At 72.3% G+C, this 19,707-nt stretch carries 20 protein-coding genes and 1 other RNA gene; 5 read left to right on the top strand and 16 right to left on the bottom strand.

Translation table 11 applies throughout. The annotated features are described in order from the left end of the window. Positions 1-4: 4 nt before the first annotated feature. Both ACI79X_RS11100 and ACI79X_RS11095 read right to left on the bottom strand, forming a co-directional pair. Positions 5-1,165 (bottom strand): restriction endonuclease subunit S, encoded by a 1,161-nt coding sequence (locus ACI79X_RS11100; protein WP_457025454.1) that lies wholly within the window; start codon positions 1,163-1,165, stop codon positions 5-7. Beyond that, entirely contained in the window at positions 1,162-2,622 is a 1,461-nt protein-coding gene (locus ACI79X_RS11095) for a type I restriction-modification system subunit M (protein ID WP_457025453.1), read from the bottom strand. Before ACI79X_RS11095 ends, ACI79X_RS11100 begins: the two co-directional genes overlap by 4 nt. Positions 2,623-3,177: 555 nt before the next feature. Here ACI79X_RS11095 and ACI79X_RS11090 point away from each other — a divergent pair. From ACI79X_RS11090 to ACI79X_RS11070, 5 genes are all read left to right on the top strand, one after another. Further along, positions 3,178-3,543, top strand: a complete 366-nt coding sequence (locus ACI79X_RS11090; RefSeq protein ID WP_457025452.1) for a hypothetical protein — start codon at positions 3,178-3,180, stop codon at positions 3,541-3,543. 112 nt (positions 3,544-3,655) lie between these two features. Beyond that, entirely contained in the window at positions 3,656-3,991 is a 336-nt protein-coding gene (locus ACI79X_RS11085) for a hypothetical protein (protein WP_457025451.1), read from the top strand. Between the two features lie 153 nt (positions 3,992-4,144). After that, positions 4,145-4,939: a hypothetical protein gene (locus tag ACI79X_RS11080; RefSeq protein ID WP_457025450.1), complete on the top strand. Its 795-nt coding sequence runs from the start codon at positions 4,145-4,147 to the stop codon at positions 4,937-4,939. A gap of 98 nt (positions 4,940-5,037) precedes the next feature. After that, positions 5,038-6,066 (top strand): hypothetical protein, encoded by a 1,029-nt coding sequence (locus tag ACI79X_RS11075; protein WP_457025449.1) that lies wholly within the window; start codon positions 5,038-5,040, stop codon positions 6,064-6,066. After that, positions 6,063-7,907, top strand: coding sequence for a hypothetical protein (locus ACI79X_RS11070; protein WP_457025448.1), 1,845 nt, complete (start codon positions 6,063-6,065; stop codon positions 7,905-7,907). The genes ACI79X_RS11075 and ACI79X_RS11070 overlap by 4 nt, the downstream gene beginning before the upstream one ends. A 93-nt stretch (positions 7,908-8,000) precedes the next feature. On the opposite strand, the gene ssrA is transcribed toward ACI79X_RS11070, so the two are convergent. From ssrA to ftsX, 14 genes are all read right to left on the bottom strand, one after another. Next, positions 8,001-8,374: a transfer-messenger RNA gene (ssrA, locus tag ACI79X_RS11065) on the bottom strand. A gap of 92 nt (positions 8,375-8,466) precedes the next feature. After that, the gene (locus ACI79X_RS11060; RefSeq protein WP_457025447.1) at positions 8,467-9,606 is read right to left on the bottom strand and encodes a magnesium and cobalt transport protein CorA; all 1,140 of its coding nucleotides are present in this window, start codon (positions 9,604-9,606) and stop codon (positions 8,467-8,469) included. 248 nt (positions 9,607-9,854) lie between these two features. Then, positions 9,855-11,468 carry an SLC13 family permease gene (locus ACI79X_RS11055; protein WP_457025446.1) on the bottom strand — a complete coding sequence of 538 codons (1,614 nt, stop codon included), beginning with the start codon at positions 11,466-11,468 and terminating at the stop codon, positions 9,855-9,857. Between the two features lie 49 nt (positions 11,469-11,517). Next, positions 11,518-12,051 (bottom strand): carboxymuconolactone decarboxylase family protein, encoded by a 534-nt coding sequence (locus ACI79X_RS11050; protein WP_457025445.1) that lies wholly within the window; start codon positions 12,049-12,051, stop codon positions 11,518-11,520. After that, positions 12,048-12,926, bottom strand: coding sequence for an SCO6745 family protein (locus tag ACI79X_RS11045; RefSeq protein ID WP_457025444.1), 879 nt, complete (start codon positions 12,924-12,926; stop codon positions 12,048-12,050). The genes ACI79X_RS11050 and ACI79X_RS11045 overlap by 4 nt, the downstream gene beginning before the upstream one ends. A 10-nt stretch (positions 12,927-12,936) precedes the next feature. Beyond that, positions 12,937-13,377 (bottom strand): GNAT family N-acetyltransferase, encoded by a 441-nt coding sequence (locus ACI79X_RS11040; RefSeq protein ID WP_457025443.1) that lies wholly within the window; start codon positions 13,375-13,377, stop codon positions 12,937-12,939. Beyond that, the gene (locus ACI79X_RS11035) at positions 13,374-14,399 is read right to left on the bottom strand and encodes a GNAT family N-acetyltransferase (protein WP_457025442.1); all 1,026 of its coding nucleotides are present in this window, start codon (positions 14,397-14,399) and stop codon (positions 13,374-13,376) included. The genes ACI79X_RS11040 and ACI79X_RS11035 overlap by 4 nt, the downstream gene beginning before the upstream one ends. Before the next feature lie 11 nt (positions 14,400-14,410). Next, positions 14,411-14,818, bottom strand: a complete 408-nt coding sequence (locus ACI79X_RS11030; protein ID WP_457025441.1) for a VOC family protein — start codon at positions 14,816-14,818, stop codon at positions 14,411-14,413. 9 nt (positions 14,819-14,827) lie between these two features. Then, positions 14,828-15,367, bottom strand: a complete 540-nt coding sequence (locus ACI79X_RS11025; protein WP_457025440.1) for a GNAT family N-acetyltransferase — start codon at positions 15,365-15,367, stop codon at positions 14,828-14,830. Then, entirely contained in the window at positions 15,367-16,260 is an 894-nt protein-coding gene (locus ACI79X_RS11020) for an amidohydrolase family protein (protein ID WP_457025439.1), read from the bottom strand. The genes ACI79X_RS11025 and ACI79X_RS11020 overlap by 1 nt, the downstream gene beginning before the upstream one ends. A gap of 10 nt (positions 16,261-16,270) precedes the next feature. After that, complete coding sequence (locus ACI79X_RS11015; RefSeq protein ID WP_457025438.1) at positions 16,271-17,194, bottom strand: NADP-dependent oxidoreductase; 924 nt, start codon at positions 17,192-17,194, stop codon at positions 16,271-16,273. A 10-nt stretch (positions 17,195-17,204) separates the two neighbouring features. After that, positions 17,205-17,681 carry an SsrA-binding protein SmpB gene (smpB, locus tag ACI79X_RS11010; protein ID WP_457025437.1) on the bottom strand — a complete coding sequence of 159 codons (477 nt, stop codon included), beginning with the start codon at positions 17,679-17,681 and terminating at the stop codon, positions 17,205-17,207. A gap of 9 nt (positions 17,682-17,690) precedes the next feature. Further along, positions 17,691-18,704, bottom strand: a complete 1,014-nt coding sequence (locus ACI79X_RS11005; protein ID WP_457025436.1) for a hypothetical protein — start codon at positions 18,702-18,704, stop codon at positions 17,691-17,693. A 100-nt stretch (positions 18,705-18,804) separates the two neighbouring features. Beyond that, positions 18,805-19,689, bottom strand: coding sequence for a permease-like cell division protein FtsX (ftsX, locus tag ACI79X_RS11000; protein ID WP_457025435.1), 885 nt, complete (start codon positions 19,687-19,689; stop codon positions 18,805-18,807). Positions 19,690-19,707: the final 18 nt, after the last annotated feature.

Here is a 19,707-nt window from a genome sequence, read left to right as displayed (position 1 = left end):
TCCATCAACGGAAACTCGAGAAAGCGCCCGCTCGCAGGGCACCGAACAGTTCGCCTAACACATGCAAGTCCATGATCCCGCGCACTGCTTCGATGCGCTGAACCTGATCAGCGAACGCCACCTGCAGCTCGATAGGGGGAACCGGCATGAGAAGGGACCGCAGCAGGGCCTGACTCAGATTCGGCTGGGCGCCACCGGACCTCTTCAACAAGAGCGACGCATTCATGGCCCGAAGCGAAGCGACCAAATAGCGACGGTCGAGTCGCGGCCCCGGGAGCACGGAGCAGATCGCCTGGTTCGTCGCGGCCTCAATCCCCAGGACCGAGACCGCGCCAGCGGTTGCTCCGTACATGGCGACCAAGACCGTGCCAACCGGCATCAGCTTGGCCGCACTGCCCGCCAAGCCTTCCTCCGTAAGGCTCTCTTCTGTACCGAACACGACACCTGCATGAAGCTCGCCCGATTTCACCCACGGGATGGTTCCCCCATAGTTCTCGGGCCTGGCTCGGCTCGGTGTCCCTCCGCTCGTGGTCGTAGCCAGTGAACCGAGCTGGTCGGTCGGCCAGCCTCTGTCGTTCGTCACCGGGTTGCCGAACATCTCGAAGTAGGTCGCATCGACCAGTTCCTCCAGGCACTGCAAGGCCTGGCGTCGCTTGGCATGAAGGGAGTCAGCCTGGTCCAAGACCGCCGCGATGCGGCGCTGCTCGTCGACGGATGGGAGTGGAACATGCACGGAGGGAAACGCCTGCTTCGTGGACAGATTCTTCATCGTGGTTCCACGAATGAACGGTTGAAGCGCTCCCCGGAAAGCTGCTGTCTGCATGAAGTGGAATAGGTACTTCGGATGAACCACATCCGGATCCACCCGCAGAACCCGAATGAAGTTGCTCGCACACGTGATCTGCGCTGGCGCCTCCTCGACCATAGCAACAACACCGCAGTCACCCGAGGTGGTCAGCAGCAGATCGCCCGCGAGTAGCCGACTCTTCGCGACTTCAGACGATCGGAAGCCTCGCTGTGGAAGAGCGGCCCAGTTCACGCCCCGACCTGGTTTGATGTCACCATTGCGGACGACGAGCACGTCAACGTCGCCGCCGCTGGGTTCGGATCCCCAGAAGCCGGCGGCGGCTGAGACAAGAAGATCCTCAAGCGACTTTGTGATCACGAAAGTCTGGCCTTCAGGTCGATGAGGCCCTGCTGAATCTCGGCTTCGAGCCTCTCCAGGTCGGCGATGATCTCGAGGGGAGGTCGGTGTTGAGCCTCATCGCGGACGACTTCCTTGTATCGGTTCAAGGACAGGTCGTACCCCTGGGCGGCGATGTCGGACTTGGGCACACAAAAGCTCTGTTCAGCGCGGGTGCGCTTCAGTTCCAATCCGTCGCGCTGAGCCCAGCGGGCGAGGACGTCGGGAAGGTCATTCGCTTCCGTCGGTGTCCGCTTGTCGTCCAGGCTGAAGCCGTCGGCCTGGACGTCGTAGAACCAGACGTCCTCGGTGCCCCCGCTGTTGGTCTTACTGAAAAGCAGGATCGCAGTCGACACGCCGGCGTACGGCCGGAATACACCCGGGGGCAGCTTCACCACTGCGTCGAGTTTCTGGTCCTCGATCAGAACCCGGCGCAGGGTCTTGTGGGCCGTCGATGATCCGAAGAGGACTCCGTCGGGGACGATGACCGCCGCGCGCCCGCCGGGCTTGAGCAGCCGCAAGAACAACGCGAGGAAAAGCAACTCGGTCTTCTTGGTCTTCACCACCCGCTGCAGATCCTTCGACGTCGACTCGTAGTCGAGGCTGCCCGCAAAGGGCGGGTTCGCCAAGATCAACGAGTAGAGGCCTTCCTCCCCTGACGCCCCCTCCGAGAGAGAGTCGCGGTAGCGGATGTCCGGCTGCTCGACCCCGTGCAGCAGCATGTTCATGCTCCCGATGCGGAGCATGGTGGAGTCGAAGTCGTACCCGTGGAACATGCTGCGGTGGTAGTGCTGCCGCTGCTCCTCGTCCGTCATGACGGTGGGGTGCTCGCGGCGCACGTACTCGGAGGCAGCGACGAGGAAGCCGGCGGTGCCGCACGCCGGGTCGCAGATTTCGTCCGACGGTTGCGGAGCGGTCATCGCGACCATCAGCTGGATGATGTGCCGCGGCGTCCGGAACTGGCCGTTCTGACCGGCGCTGGCGATCTTGCTGAGCATGTACTCGTAGAGGTCGCCGTTGGTGTCGCGGTCCTGCATGGGGACGTCGTCGAGCATGTCGACAACTCGAGAGAGCAGGGCTGGCGTCGGGATGGTGAACCGGGCGTCCCTCATGTGCTCGGAGTAGGTGGATCCGTCAGCCCCGAGCTGGCGCAGGAAGGGGAAGACCCCCTCTCCGATCACCTGGTGCATGACTCCGGGCTCGAAGTCCTTGAACCTGGACCAGCGCAGGTCCGCCTCGCCGGGTTGGAAAATCGGGTCCTCGATCGGCTTACCGGTCCGGTTGGCTTTCCGCTCCTTCAGCGTCTGAAGGTCGTCGAGCCGACGTATGAAGAGCAGGTAGGTGATCTGCTCGATGACCTCGAGGGGGTTGGAGATGCCTCCGGACCAGAAGGCGTCCCAGACCCTGTCGATCTTGCCCTTCAGATCGCCGGTGATCATTCTGACACCCCCGTCACCGGCGCCAGCAGCAGCATCGGGGCGCGAAACTGGTGCGCTGCCGTGAACAGCGCGTCCTCCATCGTCAGCGGTTCGGACCCGTTTTGGTTCGCGCGCGGCGGCACGTGCAACTCCCTCTGTCGGTTCAAGCACAGGCACGGTAGCCCGACGACCGCCGCACAGTGGAGAACCGGACACGGTCGGTCACGCCAACGAGCGGTTCACCTCCTCTCGGCGTCGTCATGACTCACATGCGTCTCCAGCGTCCAGGCATCAGCGGGTCCGGACGGCGCGCGACTCGGGCGATGGCGCCGTCGAACATCACCTCCTCTGGCGACGGCTGCCAGCCGCCGGCGACCCGGCGTCTGTCGATCTCTGTGAATTTGTCAAGCTGCGATCGGCGGCACCTCGGGACGCCGCCGCCGGCACGGTCACGGGGCGCTTTCCTTCGTCAATCTGGCTGCCCAGTCGAATGCCCGGACGGATTTAGCCGGCACAGCTGAGGGCGCGGATCGTCCGCCGCGGCCCATTGGGTCGCCAGCAACCGGAGGTGCCGGCATGTCCGTGCTCCCCTTCCCGTCCGTCGACAACGGCCACCGGCCGTGGCCGGCGGATCGCGTCGCCACCGCCTCGGACCAGGCTGTGCTCGCCCGCGTCGCGGATCTGGTGGGCATCCCCGCTCATCTGCTGCCGCTTCCGCTGCGCTGGGGTCCCGGCCCCGCGCAGCTGGCGGTCCTCCGGGTCACCGCGGAAGTGCTCCTGTCGCGGCTGGAGGAGACCTCCGGTGCATGCTCCGACTGCGCTGGCTCCGACCGGGCGATGGACTGCGCCCGTGAGCTCGGGAAGCTGGAGGCGCGGCTGGACGCGCTGGCCCATGACGCCGAGCTGGTGCTGGGCTGGATGGCGGCGCCGAAGGAGCGGTGACCGGGGCTTGTGCCCTGGGAAGCCGCGCGGAGGGGTGACGCGGACGGGCCTGGGCCCGTTCGCATCACCCGCACCGCCGGTGCCGGGGACGCCGATCGGCACGGAGAAGCCGATGACCCTCAACTCACACACCCAGGGCGCCGTCACGCCTGAGCCGCTGCGCGACTACCGGCTGAGGAAGCTCCTGGTTCGCCGGCAGGCGCTCGCCGACGCCGCGGTCGAGCACCTCTGCCACGACCTGCCCGGCGCGGACCTTCTCTGGAAGAGCCTGCACCGCGTCGAGGAACGGCTGCGGCAGGAGTACCCCGCCGTCTGGGCCCAGTCGAACGACGAATGGGTGGCGGCCGACGCCGCCCGGCTGCACACCGCTGGCCGGCCGGCATCGGAGTCCTGCCGGCTCTGTCGGCAGTGGCACGTATCCGACGTCGAGGTCCGCCCGGCGTCCTGATCGCCACCGTGGACCCGCCCGCAAGGGCGGGGCCACACCCATGTCCGGGTCGGGTGCGCCGCCGGTCCACACCAGCAGCGGCAGCCAAGCACCTTCCCCGCGGCCGGATCGACCTCATTGCCGATCCGCCCTTTCGCCGGACCCGTACCGGGCATGACCGCTACCGCCGACGGCCGGGGTCCCCGGCTCGACGACCCCGCTGAGCTCGACCGCTTTCTCGCCGACTACGCCCCGACCGGCGTGGCCGCCCAGTGCTGGGCTGTTCTCGCGCCCGACGCCATCGCCCTGGTCAAGAAGGCGGGGCCGCTGACCCGGACCCGCGTGGAGAAGGACATCCAGGCGCTGGGTGCGGTCGCCGCCCGACTGGTCGAGCGCAACCGCAACCTGTCGCTGGGCGAGGCCCTTGCGGACACGACGCTGCTGGACTTCGACCTCGCACTGGCGCGGGGCGACGCGTCGGACAAGACCCGGGAGAACCGCCGCGGCATCCTGCGCCGGCTGCAGGCAGCCCACCACGACGTGCCGTGGCGGCAAGCCCGGCGTCCGGACGGCGAGCGGGTCGACGCCCTACCTTCACCGTCGCTCGCGAGCGAGATCGCCCGCCTCTTGGCGGTCGCCGAGACGGACCACGGCGCCGACGCGGCCGCCTTCGTCGCCGCGGTGGATGCGGCCCGTCGCGCTCGCCGCGGGCACGGCGAGGCGGGCACCGACGACCCGGCGGCCTGGCGGCGGGCCCGGTCGTTCGCGGAGCGCCACGGACTCGGACTCACCCAGCGGGTGCTGGCCGCGGCGGTCACCCACGAGGTGCTGCTGACCGAGCAGCCGGTGGCGGTGCTGATCGCCGCGGCGGGGCTGACCCGGCGCGACCTCGACCTCGGCCTCACCCACGCCGCAGCACTGCCGGACCAGCCGTCCGACCGGCACAGGGCGGTGCTCCGCGGCGCCTGACGACGGCCAGTCGCGGTGATTGCCGTGCCGAGCGCCCCCCGCACGGTCCCGGCCCGAGCTGCCCGGAGAGGCCGGGCAGCCGGACCGGGGAGCCGACCTTGACGAGCAACTCCACCCGACCGCGCAAGCCCAGTAAGGCGGCGATGGCCCGCCAACTGGCACAGATGCAGGCCCAGCACGAGCAGCAGCGCGAGCTGCCGCCGGTGCTGGCGCAGCTGATCGACGACTACGCCGGTGCCAGCTACACGGCCGTGCAGATGGCCGCGATCCGGCCGTTCCTCCGCACCGTGATCACCGCCAGCACGCTGACCGGCGTCGAAAGCGTTCGCAAGCACTGCACGCACATCGCCGGACTGGCGGCCTACGCGATCCGGCGCGGCGTCACCCTCGAGCCCGTCCAGGTGCTGACCACAGTCTTCATCGACGAGTACGTGCGCCTCGGCATGGCAGGAGCCGGCGACTCGGTCAAGGCCGAGCGCCGGCGGCGCCTGCTCGCCCTCGCCCGCACCGTCAACCCGGGACCGACCACCCCGGCACGGCTCACCCCGATCGGGCACAGCGCGGTCAAGCCGCCCTACACGCCGACGGAACTGGCGGTCATCACTCGCGTCTGCCGCACCCAACCCACCGACAGCAAGCGCCGCGACCTGTCGACCGTCGTGGCCCTCGGCGCCGGCGCCGGCCTGGACAGCGTCGACCTCCGCCATCTGCACATCGAGCACATCGAGGACCTCGGCATGCAGGGCCTGCAGGTCCACGTTCAGGAGCCGAGGCCGCGGATCGTGCCGGTCCGTGGGCGGTTGGAGGACCTCCTCCGCTCCGCCGTCGACGGCCGGCGGAGCGGCGAGCTCGTGCTCGGCGACAAGGTCGACCGGCGGAACACCGCGGCCCGTGCCGTCGAGAAAGCCGCGCTCTACAACGTCCCGCACATCGAGGCGGCACGGCTGCGCGCCACCTGGATGGCCGACCTGATGACCGACACCGTCCCCATCGGCGTGCTGCTGAGTGCGGCCGGGCTGAAGTCCGCCCGCACGCTGGTCGACCTGGTTCCCCACCTGGGCCCGTGGCTGGAGCACAAGGGCCTGTCCACGCCCGCCGCCGACGCGCTGCGCGGGGGCGCCCGATGAGCGCCAAGCACCTCACCCCGGCCCTGGTCGACCGCACCGTGCACGTCATCGACAGCAGCGGCATCCTGGACCTGGCTTGCCCGCCCCGACAGCCCGGCAAGCCCGGACGGATCGGCAAGATCCGGGACAACACCCGCCTGCTGCTCATCGGCATGCACCTGTGCACCCGGCTGGGGCACGAGACCACGCTGGCCAGCATTCACCAGGTACTCACCGAGGCCCTGCCCCGTGACAAGCAGTGGGAGCTCGGCGTGCTGCGCCCGCCGACCACGACGAAGCGCACCAACGCCAAGCCGTTCGACCCCGACGCGCCCGCGCTGGTCAAGAACGGCAAACCCCGCAAGAGGATCTGGGCCGAAGACGGCGTCGAGGAGATCGGCTACGACGACCTGTCCAACGCCGCCACCGCGCTGCGGAAGCGGCTCGACTACGGCCACGGCGCGGCCCCGCAGCTCGACGACGCCGAGCGCGCCGTCCGCCAGGGGACCGTCGCGCAGATCATCGACGCGCTCATCGCTGTCACCACCATCTCGCGGACCGGCAGCACCAGTGCGCTGGACGCCACCGGGCAGTGGGCCTGGACCCGCGGCCCTGGCAAGCGGAAGAAGGAGCTGGAGAAGGACCTCGCCGACGGCGTCACCGACGGGGCGGACCCGGACGCGCTCGAGGTCGCCGGCATCGCCACCGACGACGAGGGCGCCACCGCCCCCGAGGACCAGAGCGCGCCCGCGCCCGCCGCCGCCCGCGGCCGCTGCCTCGACGCGGCCTGGGGCTACAAGACCAGCAAGAGCGGCGAGAAGGAGGTCGGCTTCGGCTTCCACCAGCACACCATCTGCCGGGTGCCCGACCCGAACGCCGACGACGACGCCGAGCCGGTGCTCATCGACGGGTTCGTCCTCACCCCCGCGAACGCCGACGTCGTCGAGGCCTCGCTCGGGCTGATCGACCGCATCCGCAGCCGGCACCAGATCACCCGGCTGGTGGGCGACATGCTGTACACCAACCTCAAGGGCGGCCGGTGGGCCGTACCGCTGGCCCAGCGAGGCATCGAACAGGGTCTCGCCATGCGCACCGACAACCACAGGGTCGTCGACATCAATGGCGCGCAGATGCAGCACGGCTGGCTGCACTGCGCCGCCGCTCCGATGGACCAGCGGCCGCTGCCGCCGGAGCGCGCCACCGCCGAGGAGTGGGAGACCTTCCACGACACCGTCGACGAGTTCCAGCGCAACTGGGCCTTCGACCGCAAGGAGAGCGGCCTCGGCAAGAACCTGACCAGCAAGTGGATCTGCCCCGCCCGAGCCGGCCGCGCCGGCTGCCACGCCCTCGGTGCCGCGCAGGTGGAGGCGGCCACCCAGCTGGGCCTGCCGATCATCACCCCGCCGGAGGACCACACCACCCGCAAGTGCTGCACGAACAAGACGATGGACTTCACGCCCGACCCGGACGACGCGAACCACCAGCGCAAGCTGATGCAGCCCGAGTACTACGGCAGCCGCCGGTGGCGGCGGCTGTTCAAGCGGCGGGCGCTGGTCGAGGGCGTCTTCGGGATCCTCAAGAACGCCAGCCGGCAGCGCCTGCGCCGCGGTCAGAACCGGCTCCCCGGCCTGGCGATGGCCTCCATCGTCGCCGCGGTCAAGGCCAGCGTCTTCAACGAGGAGCAGCTCCGCAGCTGGCACGACCGCACCGGCCGCGGCCCGGCCGACCACCCGCTGCTGCAGCCCGACCCGCCCTACTGGGGCTTCCGCGACCTGACGAAGGAGGAGGCGAAGGCCGTCGACGCCGAGCACCTGCGTCGCCTCCGCGACGGCCACATGCAGCCGGTCCTCGAGGCTGCCTGACACCTGCGTGAGACGACGAACCGCCCCGGACCTGTAGGTCCGGGGCGGTTCGTCAATCTACGAAGAGTCTCCGCACAATCTGCGAAGACCTCCTGGTGGAGGTGGCGGGAATCGAACCCGCGTCCTGCGACGCATCACCAGGGCTTCTCCGAGCGCAGTCCGCTCTGCCTCTGCTCGACCCTCCCGATCGCACGAACACGTCGAGATGACAGGCCCAGTCGCTGTTCGGTGTCCCGTGAGCGCCCGCGACCGGCGCTCACGGTGAGTCATCTAGCTGATGCCAGGATCCGGGCCGATGACGAACCCGGGCTGACAGAGTCGCCTCGCTACTTAGGCAGCGAGGGCGAACTCGCGCTGACTGGAGTCGGCGCTTGTGTGTTTTCCGACGCGTGGTTAACGAGCTCATCGTCGGCTTCCTCGGCTCGCTTCCCCTGGTCACCCGACCGCAGTCGAGACCAATCACCCCCTGTGCAGTTGTGCACCCATCGTAACCGGGGCGGCCACCTGGTTGTTCCCCGGCGTCCCGGCGCGGTGGCGGCCCGTCGGCGGAGCGCCGGCCTCAGATCCAGTCGCGCCGCTTGAACACCGCGTACAGGGTCAGGCTCACGCCCAGCATCAGCACGAGCGCGAACGGGTAGCCGAGGTGCCACGAGAGCTCGGGCATCTCGTCGAAGTTCATCCCGTAGACCGTGCCCACCAGCGTCGGGGCGAACAGGATGGCCGCCCACGCGGAGATCTTCTTGACCTCCTCGCCCTGCGCGATCGAGGCCTCGGTGAGCTCGCGGATCTCGTCGTTCTGCCGCTGCGCCACCAGGGTCGCGTTCACGGTGAGGATGTCGCGCAGCTGCAGCCGGAACGCCTCGATGCGCTCGGTGACCTGGGTGACGTGGTCGGCGACGTCCCGCAGGTAGCTGCGCAGCTCCTCGTCGACGCCGTACTTGTCGAACCCGGCGGTGATCGCGGCGAGGATCCCGGTCAGCGGCTGGGCGGCGCGCTGGAACTCCAGGACCTCCTGCGACAGCTCGTAGATGCGCCGCGAGACGCCGGGGTCCCCGCGGAAGACCTCGGTCTCGATCTCGTCGATGTCGTTGGCCAGGCCCGCGACGACCGGGGAGTACCCGTCGACGACGGCGTCGAGGATCGCGTACAGCACCGCCTCGCTGCCCCGGCCGAGCAGGTCCGGCTCGCTCTCCAGCCGGCGCCGCACCCGCGCGAGGTCGGGCGACTCGGAGTGCCGGACGGTGATCGCGAACTGCCTGCCGAGGAACAGGTGCAGCTCGCCGAACTCGACCTCCTCGGCCGCGTCCAGGTAGCGGGCGGCCTTGAGGACGACGAACAGCGTGTCGCCGTAGCGCTCGAACTTCGGCCGCTGGTGGGCCTGGATGGCGTCCTCGACGGCGAGCTCGGGCAGCCCGTACTGCTCGGCGAGCTCCCCCAGCTCGGCGGGCTCGGGCCGGTAGAGGCCGAGCCACACGAGGCGGTCGTCGAAGCCCTCGGTCAGCCAGTCGTGGCTCTCGGCCGCCGACGGCGGGGTCGCGATGCGCCGGCCACCGGCGTAGACGGCGTTGTCGATGAGCTTCGACTGCCGCACGACCGGCGCGGGCGGGGCCGGCGGCGGGACGGGGCGCACGACCGGCGGCCGCGGGCGGCGGCCCAGGGTGGACAGGGCGGTGAGGGGCGCGAGGCGACGGTCGGCCATGACGGGCTCCCGGGAGGACGCTGGGCGGAGGACACAGCTCAGGTCCTCCACGCGGGCCCGGGCGCGGCGGCGCCGGGAGCTAGGCGGGGAGGACCTCGGGACTGGGACTGGGGGGTTCGCTGCGCATGCGCTCGCCCTCCCTCCGTCGACCGGCGCCCGTCGTCGTCCGGGCCGTCGTCCATCGTGACACGCCGTCCGGCGTGCGGGCTCGCCGGAGAGGGAGACTTCCCCCTCCGTTCACCCCCCGCTCAGACGTCGAGGACGAGCCCCACCATCAGCGGCAGCAGCACCACGATCAGCAGCGCGCCGAGCACGTCGAACGAGATCCCGGACCGGATCATCTTCGTGATCGGCACGACGCCGGAGCCGTAGACGATCGCGTTCTGCGGCGTGGACACCGGCAGCATGAACCCGAAGGACGCCGCGAACGTGGCTGCGAGGGCGGGCACGAACGGGTTGATCCCGGCGGCGACGGCGACCGGGATGATGATCGGCACGACGACGGCTGCCGACGCGGTGTTCGAGGTCGTCTCGCTGATGACGATCGCCAGGATCACCGCGAACACGGTGATGGCGAGGGTGCTGCCGAGGCCGAGGGTGTCCGCCGAGGCGTTGCCGATCGTCTCCGCCAGGCCGGTGTCGGCCAGCAGTGAGCCGAAGACGATCCCGGTGCCGAACAGCAGCACCGTGCCCCAGTCGATCGTCGCGGCGTCGGACCAGCGGAGGGTGAACTCCCGCCGCTTCCAGTCGGTGGGCAGCAGGAACAGCAACGAGGCACCGAGGACCGCGACGATCCCCTCGTCGATCCGGTCGCTGATCGTCGTGTACAGGTCGGAGTCGGTGCCGGCGGTCAGCGCGATGACGCCGGGGAAGATCCACAGCGCCACGGTGATCCCGAAGGCGACCAGCGTGTTCTTCTCCGCCCGGGAGACCGGGCCGAGCTGCGCCCGCTCGGCCTGCACGTACTCGTGCACGCCCTCGATGCGCTTGATCTCCGGCCGGTTGAGCAGCAGCAGGACGGCGGCCAGCGCCACGAACATGAGCGCGCAGATCGGCAGCGCCATCAGCATCCACTGGAGGAACCCGATCCGCTCCCCCGTCGCCTCCTCGATCAGCCCGCGGCCGATGAGGTTGGGCGGCGTCCCCACGGGCGTGATCAGCCCGCCGACGCTCGCGCCGTAGGCGAGCATGAGCATCAGCGCGACGCCGACCCGCAGCCGGAGCGGGTCGAAGTCGGGCTTCACCAGACCCTTGTCCTGCAGCAGCTTGGCGATCACCGAGAGGATGCCGAGCGCCGTGGGCAGCAGCATCGCGACGGTGGCGGTGTTGGACACGAACGCCGATAACAGCGCGGTGATCAGCCCGAAGGCGATGACCAGCCGAGACGTCGAGCCGCCGACCCAGCGCAACGACAGGATCGCCATGGCGAAGCGCCGGGCGACGCCGTGCTTGAGCATGGCGGCGGCCAGGATGAACGCGCCGATGAAGGTGAACACCGTCGTCGACCCGAAGGGCGCCACGGCGTCGTCCGCCGGCACCACCCCGAGGACGACGATCGCCCCCAGCCCGATGAGGCCGCCGATCGGGATGGGCACCGGCTCGGTGATCCAGAGGACGATGACGCCGAGGAGGACAGCGGCGAGCAGGTGCTGGTCGCGCGGCAGGTCGAGCGGGAGCAGCGCGAAGACGATCGTCACGACCGGCGCGAGGAAGAGCCCGACGGTGCGGCGCCCCTTCTCGAACCGCTCCTCCGCCGGGCTCAGCTGCTGCTCGCCCAGGCTGCGGTAGGTGGCCGAGCCGCGGAAGGCGGCGTCGACGTCGGTGCGCTGTCCGGGCTGTCCCGGACGATCGGTCAGCGTCATGGCGGCTCCCCGGGGCGCGGTGGTGAGCCACACCATAGGGACGGCGGCGCTACCCGGCGACCTCTCCGTCCGACGGCGGCACCCGCATCGCGACGAGGAACCGCGACACCATGCAGTAGCCGCCCACCAGCACGGTCAGCTCCACGACCTGCCGGTCGTCGAGGTGCTCGCGCAGCGCGGTGAAGACCGCGTCGGGGACGTCGACGGCGCGGGCGGAGGCGTCGGTGAACGCGAGGACGGCGGTCTGCACGGGCGTCCACACCGGCTCGGCCGCGGGCTCGGCGGCGCGCAGCCGGCGCAGGTGCAGGTCGGTCAGCCCGGCGCGGCGGCCGATCGGCTCGTGCGCGGTCCACTCGAACTCCGCGCCGGTGAGGACGGCGACCCGCAGGACGACGAGCTCGCGCAGGTCGGCGGGCAGCGTGGTGCCGCCCCGCAGGACGCCGAGCAGCGCGTTCCAGCCCTCGGCCACCGGCGGGCTGTGCAGCAGCAGCCGGTCCAGCACGGTCAGCGTGCCGCCGCGCCGGGCGCGCAGCAGGTCGGCGGTGGGCCCCTCGCCGGGCGCCTCGGGCAGGCGGGCGGTCACCGGCCGGCGAAGACGCCGGCCGGGTAGGCGCCGTTGGCCACCAGCGTGCTCGACAGCGCCTTGCCCAGGGCGATGACGCGGGCGGTGCGCTCGGGGCCGAGGTGCGCCCAGGGCGTGGTGGACAGCGCGTCGGTCTCGGTCTCGAGGTCGGCGCGCAGCTGCTGGCCGGCGTCAGTGAGCCGGTCGCCGTCGAGCAGGCCGCGGCCGGCCAGCCGCGCGGCGGCGGCGTCCCACTCCTCGTCGCTCCAGCCGCGGGTGGCCTTGGCCGAGGAGGGCAGGAACCCGCGGCCGGTGGCGGTGTGGGTGACCAGGGCCTCCAGGCCCGACAGGTCGTGGCGCACCAGGACGGCGACGTGCCCGTCCCCGCGCCACTCGCGCAGCAGCGAGGCGGCGTGCCAGAGCCGGCTCACCACGTCGGCGGGCCAGGCGAGGTCGGCGTGGCCCGCGTACAGCGGGCGGCCCTCGGGGGTCAGCACGCTGCACGCCTCGGCGAGCAGGCCGGCGAGCTCACCGACCTCGGGCGCGGCCGCGGCGTCCTCGCCGCCGAGCAGCCGGGTGAGCGAGGCGCGGGCGGCGGCGAACCGGGCGGCGACGACCTGCTCGGGGGTGGCCAGCGTCCACGCCCGCGGGATGTGGCGGGCGACGATCGCCGGCGAGAAGTTGGAGAACGTCGCGGTCACCACGCCCGGCCCGACGGCGCCCATCGGCGCGGCGCGGCCGGCGAAGTAGACCATCCGCCCGGGCCGCAGCCCGGCCGCCGTCAGGTGCTGGTCGGTCTCCGGCACGAAGTAGACGTGGTTGTGCAGCGGCTCGACGGCGCGGTACGCGCGGGCGACGAGGGCGGGCTCGAGGACGGGCTGATCGGCGCTGACCATGCCGGCGACCCTAGGCGGGACCGACCGGGCGGCGGAACAGCAGGTAGGCGCCGTCCTCCCCCGCCGGCGCGAAGCCGGTGGCCTCGTACAGCGCCCGGGCCGGGTTGTCCCGGTGCACGCCCAGGCGGACCTCCGCCAGTCCGGCCTCCCGCGCCTGCGCCTCGACCACCTCCAGCAGCCGGCGGCCGTGCCCGCGGCGGCGGTGCGGCGGCAGCACCTGCACGGTGACCACGAGCGCGGCGTCGCCGTCGGGCGTCCACACGACGAACCCGGCCGGCCCGCCGTCGGCCTCGAGCACCGTGGTGCGCGCGAGGTTCTCCCGCCACAGCGCCCGGTTGCGGTCGAGCGCCGCCGTCCAGCCGGCCTCCTCACCGGGCTCGACGTCGCGGATGTAGGCCCGCTCGGCGTCCTCGACCAGCGGCAGGTCGTCCTCCCGCGCCGGGCGCGTCACCGGGCGGCCGGCGGGACCACGTACGCCCAGGCGTGGTGGGTGCGGGACACCCGGAAGCCGACCCGCTCGTAGAGGGCGAACGCGCCGGTCGTGTTCTCGGTGTCGACGTCGAGCGCGGCCTGCGCGTACCCGGCCTCCTGCGCGGCGGCCAGCGCCGCGGCGATCGTGGCCGAGGCGACGCCGCGCCCGCGGGCGGACGGCAGCACGCCGATCTGGCCGTAGTGCGCGGTCCGGATGCCGGTGGCGCGGGTGTCGGCCTCGTACTCGTAGGTGAGCACGTAGCCGGCGACCGCGCCGTCGGTGATCGCGAGGACCGACAGGTCCGGCCGGAACGACTGCCGGCCGGTGAACCAGTTGCGCCAGGCCTGCTCGTCGCGCTCGGTGGAGCCGTGGTGCTCGGTGAAGGAGGCGTTGTGCGCCCGGCGGATCTCGTCGTCGCGGTCCCAGGTGAAGGGCACCAGGTCCACGCCGGGCGGCGGCGTCACGGCGGGCAGCCCGGTGAGCGGGCGCTCCATCGAGGCGAACAGCCGCTCCACCTCGAACCCGGCGCGCCGCAGCATCGACTCCAGCGACGTCATCGCCGGCCACACGGAGGTGACCAGCCGGGCGGGCAGGCCGGGCGGGCCGAACTCGGCGTGCTGCTCGGCGCCGCGGCGCAGCTGCCAGGACAGCAGCGCCCGGCCGATGCCGCGGCCGCGGACGTCGGGGTGCACGCGGCCCTCGGTCCAGATGCGGAAGGCGTCGCGTCCGCCGCGCGGGGCGATCGACGTCGCCCAGGCGACCAGCCGCCCGTCGGCGTCGACCACGGCGCGGCCGTCGCGGGGCAGCTCGACCAGCTCGCGGTCCCACCACTCGGTCAGGTCGGCGGCGTCCTCGTGCTCGCCGGTGTCGTCCACGGCCTCGGCCGCCTCGAGCAGCTCGGCCGCGGCGGCCGCGTCGTCGAGGGTGAGCGGGCGGGCGGTGAGGCCCTCGGGCAGGCCGGTCACGTCGGCGGTCACGTCGGCGGGGAGGATCTCGGGCACGGGGCCCGAGGCTAGGCGGGGTCCTCCGGTCCCGGCGACGCATTTGCGAGCCGGACGAACAGGCAGAACGGGTGCCCGGCGGGGTCGGCGTAGACCCGCACGAGCTCCTGCGGGTCGTCGTAGCCGCCGATCCGCCGGGCCCCGGCCTCCTCCGCCAGCGCGCAGGCGGCGTCCAGGTCGTCGACCAGCAGGTCGAGGTGGGTCTGCATCTGCTGGGTGCCCGGCTCCGGCGGCCACACCGGGGGCACGTGGTCGCGCTCGAGCTGGAACGACAGGCCGGTGCCGCCGTCCTCGGGGCGCAGCGTCGCCCACTCGTCGGAGTCGTCGCGGAGCGGCCAGCCGAGCAGCCGCTGGTAGAAGCGCGCAAGCCCGCGCGGGTCGGGGGTGCCCAGGACGGCGGCGGCGAGGCGGATCGTCACGGCCCGCGGCTACCCCGCCGGGGGCGTGGTGAAGACGACGGCCCAGTGCCCGTCGACCACCCGCTCGAGGTCGGGCCGGCGCACCAGCCCGGCGGCGAGCGCGGTCCGCCGCGACCCGGTGTTGTCCACGGTCGTGAACGCCAGCACCGGCACGTCCGGCTGCCGCCGCCGCGCCTCGGCGACGACCGCGCGCGCGACCGCCGTCGCCACGCCCCTCCCCCACACCTCGGGGACGAAGCGGTAGTAGAGGTTGAGCACCGGGGCCCCGTCCCACGCCGACGTCCGGACGCCGGAGAAGCCGACGACCCGTCCCTCGCCGGTCTCGACGGCGGAGTAGCCGAACCCGTGCCGCGCCCAGTGGTCGAGCCACTCGTGCAGGCGGTCCCGGCTGGCCGCGACGTCGGCGTCCGGGCCGGCCGGGTTGTGCCGGTTGGTCCGCGGGTCGCCGTGCACGGCCCAGACCGCGGGGAGGTCGGCCGCGACCGGGCGGCGCAGCAGCAGCGGGCCGACCGCCGTCGCCACCCGCAGGTCGTCCTGGGCGGCGGGCATCAGGCAGGCAGCCCGAACAGGCGGGCGCCGTTGTCGTGCAGCACCGCGCGCAGCCAGTCGTCGCCGAGGCCGAGCCGGGCGAGTGCGGCGAGCTGGTGGGCGTAGGGGTACGGGATCGACGGGAAGTCGCTGCCGAGCAGCACCTTCTCCCGCAGCGCGCCGAGCCGAGGCCGCAGCGCGGGGTCGAAGGGCATGAGCCGCTCGGTGAAGTCGGTGGCGAACATCGTGGTGTCCAGGTGCACCCGCTCGTACCGCTCGGCGAGGTCGAGGAACTCCCGGTACTCGGGCATGCCGAGGTGGGCGACCACCAGCCGCAGGCCGGGGTGCCGCTCGAGCAGCCCCTCCATCGGCGCCGGCCCGGTGTGCTCGCCGCGCAGCGGACCGGATCCGCAGTGGATGACCACCGGCGTCCCGGTCTCCTCCAGCCGCGCCCACACCGGGTCGAGCAGGGCGTCGCGCGGGTCGAAGGAGCCCACCTGCACGTGCACCTTGAACACCCGGACGCCGGACTCGAGCGCCTCGGCGACGTAGTGCGGCGCCTCGGGCTCGGGGAAGAACGTCGCCGAGCGCAGCACCTGCGGGTTCGCCGCGGCGAAGGCGGCCGACCAGTCGTTGAGCCAGGCGGCCATCCCGGCCTTGTGCGGATAGGGCAGCGTCGGGAAGGCGCGGACGCCGAGCCGGGCCAGGACGGCGAGCCGCTCGTCCTCGGGCAGCGGGTACCGCACCGGCCAGTCGGCGCCGTAGTGCGTCCGCGCCGCCTCGAAGTACGCCCACACCTTCGCCTGCACGCGCGGCGGCAGGAAGTGCACGTGGACGTCGACCAGGCCGGGCAGCCCGAGCTCGCGCCAGAACCGCGGGACGTCGTCGTCGTCGACCGGCGGCGGGACGCTCATGCTGCGCTGCTCATCTCAGCGTGACGACGACCTTGCCGCGCACGTGCCCGCCGGCGACGAGGTCGTGGGCCTCGGCGGCGCGCTCCAGCGGGAACGCCTTGGCGATCGCCACCCGCAGCTGGCCGGCGTCGGCCATCCGCCCGAGCTCCTCGAGGTCGTGCCGCTCGGGCCGGACGAACACGTAGCGCCCGCCCATCTCGTTGACCGCCGGGTCGACGACGCTGGCCACCCGCGCGACGTCGCGCACCTGCCGGGGCGCGTCGGTCAGCGCGTCGCCGCCGTTGAGGTCGAGGACGGCGTCGACCGGCTCGGACAGCTGCGCGCTGATCGGCCCGGCCGAGTAGTCGAGCACCTCGGCGGCGCCGGCGTCGCGGAGGAAGCCGTGGTTGCGCGGGCTCGCGGTGCCGATGACGTGCGCGCCGAGCGCGACGGCGATCTGGACGGCGAAGAACCCGACGCCGCCGGCCGCGCGGTGCACCAGCACCCGGTCGCCCTCGCCGACGTCGAGCGCCTCGGTGAGCGCCTGGTAGGCGGTCAGCCCGGCCAGCGGCAGCGCCCCTGCCTCGGCGAACGACAGCGCCCCCGGCTTGCGCGCCAGGCAGCGCTGCGGCGCCGGGACGAGCTCGGCCGCCGTCCCCCACTGGACGTCGTCGCGGCGCAGGTAGCCGAACACCTCGTCGCCGGGCGCGAGGTCGTGGACCGCCGGCCCGACCGCCTCGACGGTCCCGGCGAGGTCCCAGCCGGGCACGATCGGGAAGTGGTGCGGGAAGAGCCCGGCCAGGTGCCCCTCGCGGATGCCGACGTCGACCGGGTTGACGCCCGTGGCGTGCGTGCGGACGAGCACCGTGTCCGGCCCGACGGGCGGGTCGGGGAGGTCGTCGCGCAGCGTCAGGACGTCGGAGCCGCCGAACCGGTCGTACGCGATGCCCCTCAACGCATGCCCCTCAACGACGTCCCTTCACGTAGCGGCCGAACGCCTTCTGGATCTCGCGGCGCGAGTCGCGCTCGGCGAGGTCCTGGCGCTTGTCGTAGGACTTCTTGCCCCGGGCCAGCGCGAGCGTGGCCTTGACCTTCCCGTCCTTGAAGTACAGGTCCAGCGGCACGAGCGTCAGGCCGCCCTCGCGGGTCTTGCCGATCAGCTTGTCGATCTCCTCGCGGTGCATGAGCACCTTGCGCTTGCGGCGCGGGGCGTGGTTGGTCCAGGTCCCCTGCGTGTACTCGGGGATGTGCACGTGCTGGAGCCACACCTCGCCGTCGTCGACGGTGGCGAAGCCGTCGACCAGCGACGCCCGGCCGGCCCGGAGGCTCTTCACCTCGGTGCCGGTGAGCACCAGGCCGACCTCGTAGGTGTCGAGGATCGAGTAGTCGTGCCGCGCCTTCTTGTTCTGGGCGATGAGCTTGCGCCCCTGTTCACGCGGCATGTCCCCAGGCTACTGCCGCACCCCGGCGGCCGTGATCTCCCGCCGGAGCTGGGTCACGGTGGGCGCCTGCACTGGCAGGAAGGCCGCCTCGCGCACCCGGCGGGCGGTGTCGCTGCCGGCCCGGTAGCCCCCTCCCCCGGCGACCGAGCACTCCAGCCGCACCGCCTCGGCGGCCACGTCCATGGCGGCCAGCCGCAGCCGGGCGAGGTCGCCGGGCGCGAGGCCCACCCGGTCGCCGGCCAGGTCCTCGGCCCGCCGGGCGACGTCGTCGCGCTGGTCGGAGAGGTCCTCGGCGTCGCGCCGCAGCAGCGCGCCGGGCACCAGGTGGGTGTCGACGGCGGCGAGCGCGGCGTCGGCCAGGCCGAGGGCCAGCGCGGTCTGCATGAGCAGCATCGCCGGGCGGCAGGTGCCGAGGAACGCGGCGAGGTCGTCGCTGAGCACCCGGTCGGGGCCGACGGCGACCCCGTCGAGGTGCAGGCCGCCGGTGCCGGTGCCGTTGAGGCCGAGCAGGTCGTAGGGCCCGTCGGGGGTGACGCCGGGGTCGGTGCGGCGGAAGAGCACGACGAGCCGGCCCTCGTCGGACGTGCGCGCCGGGGCGACGACGACGGCGTCGTCGAAGAGGTTGGACGCCCAGCCGATGGAGCCCGACAGCCGCCAGCCGGCGCCGTCGCGGGTGGCGGTGACCGGGATCGTGCCGGTGCCGGCGAGGTCGGCGATCGCCGGGGCGAGGGCGGTCGCGCCGGTCACCTCGCCGGTGCGCAGCGCGGCCGACAGCCCGTCGTCGGGCTGCCGGGCGGCGCGCAGGTACTCCACGACCATGCGCTGCGACCAGGCCGAGAAGGCGGTGGCAAGGCTGACCGCGGCCACCTCGCGCACCAGCCGCACGGCCGCCAGCAGCGCCGTCGTCGGGTCCTCGCCGTCGTCGCCGAAGGCGCCCACCGCCCCCAGCCTGCGCAGCGCGGCGCGGACGTCGGCCCGCCCGCTGTCGACGTCGCCTGCCGGGGCCACCTCGTCGGTCGTCATGCCTGGCGCCCTACCCCCGGAACGCGCGAGATCTGCACACTCGGGGTCTTCCGGGCGCGGAAGACCCCGAGTGTGCAGATCTCGGGAGGAGGAACCGGGACTACAGCCGGACGTAGAGGCGCAGCGTCACGTAGGCGGCGATGCCGGCGAGGCCCACGCCGGCCGCGGCGATGATCGGGCTGATGGTGGCGATCGCGCCCCAGTCGACCGGCGGGATGATCCCGGCCTTGATCGGCCCGGCCAGGGTCTTGTCGACGAACAGCACCTTCGCCAGCACCAGGCCGCCGACGGCGAGCAGCGCGCCGATCAGGCCGGCCAGCGCCGCCTCGAGGATGAACGGCAGCTGCGTGTACCAGCGCGAGGCGCCGACCAGCCGCATGATGTTGGTCTCGTTGCGCCGGTTGAACGCCGCCAGCTGGATCGTGTTGGAGATCAGCAGCAGCGCCGCGAGCGCCTGCACCACCGCGACGGCGATGGTGGCGTTGCGGGCGCCGTTGAGCAGGCTGAACAGGCGATCGAGGAAGTCGCCCTCGTCACGCACCTGGTCGACGCCGTTCTGCCCGTTCGGGAACTCCGCGGCGATGACCTCGTAGCGCTCGGGGTTCACCAGCTCCACGCGGAAGCTCTCCGGCAGCGCGTCCGGCGGGGTGTTCTCGACCAGCTCGGGCTGCTGGGAGAACTGCTGCCGGAAGCGCTCGTAGGCCTCCTCCTTCGACTCGTAGAGGAAGCTCGCGACCTCCGGCGAGTCGGTCAGCTGGGTCTCGATCGCGGTCCGCTGCTCGTCGGTGACGTCGTCGGCCAGGAAGATGGAGACCTGCACCTTGTCGTAGTAGATCTCCTTCATGTCGGAGATCATCCCGGCGATGAGCAGGCCGGTCCCCATGAGACCGAGCGAGATGGCCGTGGTCAGGATCATCGCGACCGTCATGGTCAGGTTGCGACGCAGCCCGGTGGCCACCTCGGAGAGGACGAAGTTGACGCGCATGGGTTCCCTTGCGTGAGG

It is taken from the genome of Geodermatophilus sp. SYSU D01119, from assembly GCF_054049975.1.
Note: the sequence above shows the minus strand (reverse complement) of the source record. Positions and strands in the feature narration are given on the sequence as shown.